Source organism: Aeromonas sobria (assembly GCF_050266975.1).
Classification (GTDB): Bacteria; Pseudomonadota; Gammaproteobacteria; order Enterobacterales; family Aeromonadaceae; genus Aeromonas; species Aeromonas sobria_B.
The window spans coordinates 63874-72213 of record NZ_JBKISU010000025.1 but is presented as its reverse complement, the minus strand read 5'-3'; the positions used below and the strand labels follow the sequence as shown (position 1 = coordinate 72213).

General features: G+C 64.8%; 8 protein-coding genes and 1 pseudogene. 6 read left to right on the top strand and 3 right to left on the bottom strand.

Going from position 1 to position 8340, the window contains the following annotated elements; translation table 11 throughout:
• The 6 genes and pseudogenes from ACLHZ1_RS14800 to ACLHZ1_RS14775 all read left to right on the top strand — a co-directional run.
• Positions 1 to 132, top strand: a 132-nt coding sequence (locus ACLHZ1_RS14800; protein WP_427262703.1) for an integrase core domain-containing protein, incomplete at its 5' end; no start/stop codon positions are given.
• A 60-nt stretch (positions 133 to 192) separates the two neighbouring features.
• A complete protein-coding gene (locus ACLHZ1_RS14795; protein ID WP_427262698.1) occupies positions 193 to 543 on the top strand; it encodes a phasin family protein in 351 nt (116 codons plus the stop codon).
• Between the two features lie 92 nt (positions 544 to 635).
• Positions 636 to 2420 (top strand): class I poly(R)-hydroxyalkanoic acid synthase, encoded by a 1785-nt coding sequence (locus tag ACLHZ1_RS14790; RefSeq protein ID WP_427262697.1) that lies wholly within the window; start codon positions 636 to 638, stop codon positions 2418 to 2420.
• Positions 2417 to 2821 carry a MaoC family dehydratase gene (locus ACLHZ1_RS14785; protein ID WP_427262696.1) on the top strand — a complete coding sequence of 135 codons (405 nt, stop codon included), beginning with the start codon at positions 2417 to 2419 and terminating at the stop codon, positions 2819 to 2821. The genes ACLHZ1_RS14790 and ACLHZ1_RS14785 overlap by 4 nt, the downstream gene beginning before the upstream one ends.
• A 185-nt stretch (positions 2822 to 3006) precedes the next feature.
• The gene (gene ybcJ / locus ACLHZ1_RS14780) at positions 3007 to 3240 is read left to right on the top strand and encodes a ribosome-associated protein YbcJ (protein WP_010674882.1); all 234 of its coding nucleotides are present in this window, start codon (positions 3007 to 3009) and stop codon (positions 3238 to 3240) included.
• 36 nt (positions 3241 to 3276) lie between these two features.
• Positions 3277 to 3351 (top strand): annotated as a pseudogene (locus ACLHZ1_RS14775) (ribosome-associated protein); the annotation flags it as partial.
• A gap of 240 nt (positions 3352 to 3591) precedes the next feature.
• On the opposite strand, the gene ACLHZ1_RS14770 reads toward ACLHZ1_RS14775, so the two are convergent.
• The 3 genes from ACLHZ1_RS14770 to ACLHZ1_RS14760 form a co-directional block, all read right to left on the bottom strand.
• Complete coding sequence (locus ACLHZ1_RS14770; protein ID WP_427262695.1) at positions 3592 to 4065, bottom strand: DUF4442 domain-containing protein; 474 nt, start codon at positions 4063 to 4065, stop codon at positions 3592 to 3594.
• A gap of 282 nt (positions 4066 to 4347) precedes the next feature.
• Positions 4348 to 6099: an ABC transporter transmembrane domain-containing protein gene (locus ACLHZ1_RS14765; RefSeq protein ID WP_427262694.1), complete on the bottom strand. Its 1752-nt coding sequence runs from the start codon at positions 6097 to 6099 to the stop codon at positions 4348 to 4350.
• A gap of 396 nt (positions 6100 to 6495) precedes the next feature.
• Positions 6496 to 8232 carry an ABC transporter transmembrane domain-containing protein gene (locus ACLHZ1_RS14760; RefSeq protein WP_427262693.1) on the bottom strand — a complete coding sequence of 579 codons (1737 nt, stop codon included), beginning with the start codon at positions 8230 to 8232 and terminating at the stop codon, positions 6496 to 6498.
• Positions 8233 to 8340 lie beyond the last annotated feature (108 nt).

The window sequence follows — 8340 nt, the reverse complement described above, 5'->3', positions numbered from 1 at the left end:
GAGCAACGGGCAGAACACCTGCAACCGTGGCTGCATGAGTACAACTGGCATCGTCCTCATGCCAGTCTGGGCTACCAGCCCCCCATCAGTCGTCTTCAATCCGTGAACAACCTGGTGGGTTTACACAACTAGCGGTACCCGACAAAGAGCCCAGGCTCGCAACCACACAGTTCCGCCAACATGGAGACGCATATGAACATGGATATCCTCAAGAGCTTTACCGAGCAGATGCAAGGCTTCGCCGCCCCCCTCACCCGCTACAACCAGCTGCTGGCCAGCAATGTCGAGCAGCTGACCCGGTTGCAGCTGGCCTCCGCCAATGCCTACGCCGAACTGGGCCTCAACCAGTTGCAGGCCGTCGGCAAGGTGCAGGATGCCCAGAGCCTGGCGGCCCTCGGCACTGTGCAGCTGGAGACAGCCAGCCAGCTCTCCCGCCAGATGCTGGACGACATCCAGCAGCTCAGCGCCCTCGGCCAGCAGTTCAAGGAAGAGCTGGACGCCCTGACCACCGACGCCGTCAAGAAGAACACGGGCAAGGCCTGATCACCCCTGGCTGCCCGCTCGGGCAGCCACATCTCCCCACGACTCGACGGAGCGGGCGAACGTCCGCCCCGGGTGTGGGTGAAGGAGAACACATGAGCCAACCATCTTACGGCCCGCTGTTCGAGGCCCTGGCCCACTACAACGACAAGCTGCTGGCCATGGCCAAGGCCCAAACCGAGCGCACCGCCCAGGCGCTGCTGCAGACCAATCTGGACGATCTGGGGCAGGTGCTGGAGCAAGGCAGCCAGCAACCCTGGCAACTGATCCAGTCTCAGATGAACTGGTGGCAGGATCAGCTCAAGCTGATGCAGCACACCCTGCTCAAGAGCGCAGGCCAGCCGAGCGAACCCGTGATAGTCCCGGAGCGCGGCGATCGCCGCTTCAAGGCCGAGGCCTGGAACGAGCAACCCCTTTTCGATTACCTCAAGCAGTCCTATCTGCTCACCGCGCGGCACCTGCTGGCCTCGGTGGATGCCCTGGACGGCGTCCCCCAGAAAAGCCGGGAGCGGCTGCGTTTCTTCACCCGCCAGTACGTCAACGCCATGGCCCCCAGCAATTTTCTGGCCACCAACCCTGAGCTGCTCAAGCTGACCCTGGAGTCCGATGGCCAGAACCTGGTGCGGGGGCTGGCGCTGCTGGCCGAGGATCTGGAGCGCAGCGCCGATCAGCTCAACATCCGCCTGACCGACGAATCTGCCTTCGAGCTCGGCCGGGACTTGGCGACCACCCCGGGCCGGGTGGTGCAGCGCACCGAGCTCTTTGAGCTCATCCAGTACAGCCCGAGCACGGAGACGGTGGCCAGGACGCCGGTACTGATCGTGCCGCCCTTCATCAACAAGTACTACATCATGGACATGCGGCCCCAGAACTCCCTGGTGGCCTGGCTGGTCGCCCAGGGCCAGACGGTGTTCATGATCTCCTGGCGCAACCCTGGGGTAGAGCAGGCCGGCATCGATCTCGACGACTACGTGGTGGACGGCGTCATCGCCGCCCTGGACGCCGTGGAGGCGGCCACCGGCGAGCGGGAGGTGCACGGCATCGGCTACTGCATCGGCGGCACAGCCCTGTCACTCGCCATGGGCTGGCTGGCGGCGCGGCGCCAGAAGCAGCGGGTGCGCACCGCCACCCTGTTCACCACACTGCTGGACTTCTCCCAGCCCGGGGAGCTTGGCATCTTCATCCACGAGCCCATCATAGCGGCGCTCGAGGCGCAAAATGAGGCCAAGGGCATCATGGACGGGCGCCAGTTGGCGGTCTCCTTCAGCCTGCTGCGGGAGAACAGCCTCTACTGGAACTACTACATCGACAGCTACCTCAAGGGTCAGAGCCCGGTGGCCTTCGATCTGCTGCACTGGAACAGCGACAGCACCCATGTGGCGGGCAAGACCCACAACAGCCTGCTGCGCCGCCTCTACCTGGAGAACCAGCTGGTGAAGGGGGAGCTCAAGATCCGCAACACCCGCATCGATCTCGGCAAGGTGAAGACCCCTGTGCTGCTGGTGTCGGCGGTGGACGATCATATCGCCCTCTGGCAGGGCACCTGGCAGGGCATGACGCTGTTTGGCGGCGAGCGGCGCTTCCTGCTGGCGGAATCGGGCCACATCGCCGGCATCATCAACCCGCCGGGGGCCAACAAGTACGGCTTCTGGCACAACGGGGCCGCGGCCGAGAGCCCGGAGAGCTGGCTGGCAGGGGCGACCCATCGGACCGGCTCCTGGTGGCCCGAGATGATGGGCTTTATCCAGAGCCGTGACGAAGGGTCAGAGCCCGTCCCCGCGCGGGTCCCGGAGCAGGGGCTGGCCCCCGCCCCCGGCCACTATGTCAAGGCGCGGCTCAATCCGGTGTTTGCCCGCGCCACAGAGGAGGAACCGGCATGAGCATGCAGTCCCTGGAAGTGGGCCAGAAGGCCCGTCTGACCAAGCGGTTCGGCGCGGCGGAGGTCGAGGCGTTCGCCGCCCTGTCGGAGGATTTCAACCCCCTGCACCTGGATCCGGCCTTCGCCGCCACCACGGTGTTCGAGCGCCCCATCGTCCACGGCATGTTGCTGGCCAGCCTGTTTTCCGGGCTGCTGGGCCAGCAGTTGCCGGGCAAGGGGAGCATCTATCTGGGTCAAAGCCTCAGCTTCAAGCTGCCGGTCTTTGTCGGGGACGAGGTGACGGCCGAGGTGGAGGTGACCGCCCTTCGCGAGGACAAGCCCATCGCCACCCTGGCGACCCGCATCTTCACCCAGGGCGGCGCCCTCGCCGTGACGGGGGAGGCCGTGGTCAAGCTGCCTTGAGCACCGGCGGCGCGCAGACACAATCGGCCCTGCCGGGCCGATTGTTTGTCCCGCGCTTTGATTTCCCCCGCTCCGCTCATCCCCTTTTTCGAGGCAATTGGGCCCTGGCCCTTTCCCTGCCCCGGCTAACTGCCTAAAATGGCCGCCCTGCCGTGTAGGCATTCATCCAGCTAGAGGATTTCCCCATGGAGACGTTTCTGCTCGAAGGTCACCCCTTCGTTGCCTTGTGTGACCTGATCAAGCATCAGGGTTGGGCCGATTGCGGCGGCGCCGCCAAGGCGCTGGTCGCCGAGGGTCTGGTGGAGGTGGACGGTCAGGTCGAGACCCGCAAACGCTGCAAGATAGTCGCCGAGCAGGTGGTCAACTTTAACGGCATGAAGGTGGTGGTGAAGGAAGGCGTCAGCCCCGAGATTCTCTGATCCCGCGGTCTGCCCCCGCAAACGCTACCCAGCACAGTCGCCGAGCAAGTGGTCAACTTCAACGGCATGAAGGTGGTCGTGAAGGAAGGCGTCAGCCCCGAGATCCTCTAAGCCCACGGTCTGCCCCCGCAAGCGCAGCCAAGCACAGTCGCCGGGCAGGTGGTCAACTTCAACGGCATGAAGGTGGTCGTGAAGGAAGGCGTCAGCCCCGAGATCCTCTAAGCCCACGGTCTGCCCCCGCAAGCGCTACCCGGCACAGTGGCCGAGCTGCGGGTCCAGGGCAGCAAGGCCGTCGTGAAGGAAGGGTTCATGGCCGAGATCCGCCGATCCCGGCCAACCCGCTGTGACGGGTCAGCTCGCCTTGATCGACAGGGTCAGCACGAAGCGGGCCATGGCCTCCTCCCCGTTGCGCGACGGACAGGTGGCCACCACCTGGATGGGGCGGTTGATGCGCTGCCCGCTCGCCAGGGACTCGTCGATCATGGCGTCGATAAGCTCCCCGGCCTCGCAATCGAACTGCACGTCCCCCTCGGGGCGCTTCAAAAACTCCCCCTGCACATCCTTGAAGGCAAAGTGCACCTTCTTGCGCCGCGCCCGCCCCTTCTCCATCACCAGCAGGCCCCCCACCAGATCGGCGCCGGTGGCCAGCGCCCCGAAGTACATGCTGCCCAGGTGGTTGCGGGTGCGCCAGCCGAGGGGAATGCGGATGCGCAGCGCCTTGGCATTCATCTGCTCGATGACGGGGGCGCAGAAGCCGATGACGGGGATATAGCGCCAGGCGAAGAGGCGCAGGCCGAGGTTGGCCTTGAGACGTTGCAGGTCCATTGCAAACTGATCCGATGAGTTGATGTAACCAGCATGTTGCCAGTGTGAACGTTCAGATACAAGGCGTGATGTCGCCCTTTTACCCAGGATCTTGCCCCCCTTCATCCTGCCTCCTTGCACCCCGCCCCTGGCCATCCCCCGACCCGCCGGGCATCCACGCCCATGACGCCGGCTAGCCCTGTCAGCTCAAGCTGGAGGCGCGCAGCAAGGCCACGGCCTGACGGCGCATCCTCCATAACGAAAACAGTCGGCCCAGGCCGACTGTTTTGTTATCTGGCAGGCTCAGGCCCGCTTCTCCTCCAGCCAGGCCCCCTGGCTCTGCATCTCGAACAGCTGGGCGTAGTGGCCCTGCCGGGCCATCAGATCCTGATGAGAACCCCGCTCGATCACCTGGCCGCGCGAAAGCAGCAGGATCTCGTCCGCATCGACGATGGTGGAGAGGCGGTGGGCGATGGCGATGGTGGTACGGCCGCGGCGCGCCGCCGCGAGCGCCTGGGAGAGGGCCAGCTCGGTCTGGGAGTCCACGCTCGCGGTCGCCTCGTCCAGGATGAGGATGCGGGGATCCCCCACCAGGGCGCGGGCAAACGAAAGCAACTGGCGCTGACCGGCGGAGAGGTTCTTGCCCCCCTCCTCCATCAGGGTAGCCAGGCCATCGGGCAGGGAGCGCACAAACTGGGCCAGCTGCACCTCCTCCAGGGCCTGCCAGAGCCGGGCGTCCATGATGCCCTCGCGCCCCAGACGCAGGTTGTCTGCCAGGGTCCCAACGAAGATGAAGGGATCCTGCTGCACCAGGCCGATGCTGCGGCGCACCGCACTCAGGGAGAGGGTCGAGAGGGGGCGCTCATCGAACCCTATCTCGCCGCCATCGATGGGATAGAACCCCATCAGCAGGCTGATGATGGTGGACTTGCCGCTGCCGGTGTGGCCCACCAGGGCCAGCATCTGGCCGGGGGCCACCTCAAAGCTCACCCCTTGCAGCACCGGCTGCTCCCCGTCGTAGGAGAAGTTCACCCCCTGGAAGCTGACCCGGCCGGCCAGCGGGGCGCTGGCGCCACGGGTGCTCTCGCGCGCCTCGTCTTGCAGGGTGAACACCCGCTCCCCCGCCACCATGGCCTGCTGCAACTGGTTGAGCTGGTTGGTCATCTCGATGAGGGGCTCTATCATGCGCCCCAGGTAGCTGATGAAGGCATAGAGCACCCCCACCTGGATGGCGCCCCCCGTGCTCAGCCCCTCGTGGGCAAACAGGGCCAGCAGGCCGATGAGCACCATCATGTAGAAGAGATCGATGAGGGGGCGCAGCAGTATGCCGTTGATCTTGAGGCTCTTGAGCCGCGCACCCCAGTGCTGCTGGTTCACCTCGGCGAAGGCGTTGGCGAAGCGCACCTCCTGCACCATGGCCTGGATGACAGGCATCCCCTGCAGGGACTCGTTGAGCCGGCTGTTGATGTCCGAGAGCAGGCTGCGGGTCTCCCGCACCACGGGCACGCTCAACTTCTGGTAGAGCCACATCACGGCGCCCACCGCCGGGATCAGGGCGGCGCACACCAGCATCAGTCGCACATCCAGCAGCGCCATGGAGATGAGGATGCCGCACAGGAGCACCAGTTTTTGCACCAGGAGCCCTATCACCTGGACATAGAGGTTCATGATCGCCTCGGTGTCGTTGGTGATGCGGGAGATGAGGGATCCCGAGCGATGCTGGTCAAAATAGCGGGCGGGCAGCCGGATGGCGGTGGCAAACACCTGCTCGCGCAGGCGCTGCACCACCCCCTGGGCGATGCGGTTGAAGCGCAGGGATTGCAGGTAAAAACCGGCGGCAGAGAGTACCTGCAGCCCCAGATAACCGGCCGCCAGGGCGGCAATCACCGGCCAGTCCAGGTGGCGCGGCGCCAGATAGTCATCGATGAACAGCTTGATGAGCAAGGGCCCGGCCACCTCGGCCCCGGTGGCCAGCAGCAGACAGACCCCGGCCTGCACCAGCCAGACCGGGTAGTCGGCACAATAGGCCAGCAGTCGTTTTATAGTCGGGTTCACAGGGTTACCTCACTGCCTGTATCACTGAGAGACAAGGCGCACAGCAGGCCACCCCATAACCGTTTGATAGTCGGGTTCACAGGGTTACCTCACTGCCTGTTTCACTGAGAGACAAGGCGCACAGCAGGCCACCCCATAACCATTTGATAGTCGGGTTCACAGGATTACCTCACTACCTGTATCACTGAGAGATAAGGCGCGCAGCAGGCCACCCCATAACCATTTGATAGTCGGGTTCACAGGATTACCTCACTGCCTGTTTCACTGAGAGACAAGGCGCACAGCAGGCCACCCCATAACCGTTTGATAGTCGGGTTCACAGGGTTGCCTCACTGCCTGTTTCACTGAGAGACAAGGCGCACAGCAGGCCACTCCATAACCGCTTGATAGTCGGGTTCACAGGCTCTCCTCCACGTCTTGCTCGAGTCGCTGGTAGCGCACCATGTCCGCATACCAGCCCTGGTGGGCCATCAAGGTCTGATGACCACCCCGCTCCGCGATCCGCCCCTGGGCCAGCACCAGGATCTCGTCCGCCTGCTCTACCGCCGTCATGCGGTGGCTCACCAGGATCAGGGTCCGTCTGTGCCCCTTGAGCGCCTGCAGTATCTGCTGCTCGGTGTGGGCATCCACGGCGGAGAGGGCATCGTCGAGCACCAGTATGGGGGCACCCAACAGCAGGGCCCGGGCGATGGCGAGCCGCTGTTTCTGACCGCCGGAGAGGGTCACCCCCTTCTCCCCCACCTCGGTCTGGTAGCCCTTGGCAAAGCGCACTATGTCGTCGTGGACGCAGGCGATGCGCGCCACCCGCTCTATCTCCTGCTGGCTCGCCTCTGGGCATCCCAGGGCGATGTTGGCGGCGATGGTGGTGGAGAACAGAAACGGCTCCTGAGGCACGTAGGCGAACTGGCGCCTGAGATCCCCGAGGGCCAGGGTCTCGATGGCCTGCTCCCCCATCCAGATGCGCCCCGTCCCCGGATTGGCCAGGCGCATCAACAGCTTGAGCAGGCTGCTCTTGCCGGCGCCGGTGCGTCCCACTATGCCGAGCATGGCCCCCTGGGCCAGGGTGAAGTCGATGTCCGCCAGCAGGGTGCGCCCCTGCTGGTCATAACCCAGCCCCTGCACCCGCAGCGGCAAGGGGGTGACAAAGGGGGCGGGACGCTCGGGCTCGCGGATCTCGCCGTGCTCGCCGAGCAGGTGCTCGATGCGCGAATAGGCGGCGCTGCCCCGCTCTATGATGTTGAACAGCCAGGCGATGGCGAACATGGGCCAGATCAGCTGACCCAGATACATGGTGAAGCTGGTGAGCTGCCCCAGGGTCAGCTCATCCTTGAGCACCAGGGCGCTGCCGCCGGCCACCGCCAGGAAGTAGGAGCAGCCGATGCACAGATAGATGACGGGATCGAACTTGGCATCGATGCGCGCCACCGCCATGTTGCGCTCCCCCGCCTCCCGGGTCAGGGCGGCAAAGCCCTGATCTTCGAGGGACTCCACCGCATAGGACTTGAGCACCCGCACCCCGGAGAGGGCCTCCTGGGTCTTGTTGTTGAGGCGGGAGAAGGCCCCCTGAGCCGCCTTGAACGCCTTGTAGATCTGCTTGCCGAAGCGGTTCATGAAGTAGGCCATCACCGGCAGGGGCAGCAGGGAGAGCAGGGTCAGCTGCCAGGAGTACTGGCTGCACATGATGGTGAGCACCAGGGCCCCCACCATGATGGAGTCCACCAGGGTCAGCACCCCTTCCCCCGCCGTCATCTCCACCGCCTGGATGTCGTTGGTGGCGTGGGCCATCAGATCCCCGGTGCGATGGCGCTGGTAAAAATCCGGGCTCATGCGGGTGAAGTGCACGAACAGGCGGTTGCGCAGCACATAGGCGAGCCGGTAGGAGGCGCCAAACAGCATGACCCGCCAGACGTAACGCAGCAGATAGATGGTGATGCCAAGGGCGAGCAGGCCGAGCAGATAGGTGGTCAGGCTGGCCTGATCGAGCCGGCCGCTGCCGATGCCATCGACCACCCAGCCCACGACTTTGGGCGGAATGGCCGTCAGCACGGCCACCACCGCCAGCAGGGAGATGGCGATGAGATAGCGCCGCCACTGCTCCTTGAAAAACCAACCCAGACGAAGAAATACGCTCACACAGGATCCTTGATGATGAAGGCGGTGCCACAGGCAAGGGCCCGCTCGGCGGGCAGAAAGAGTGCCCGAACGGGCATGGTCACAGCGCCAGCATGATAGCGCGAAGTG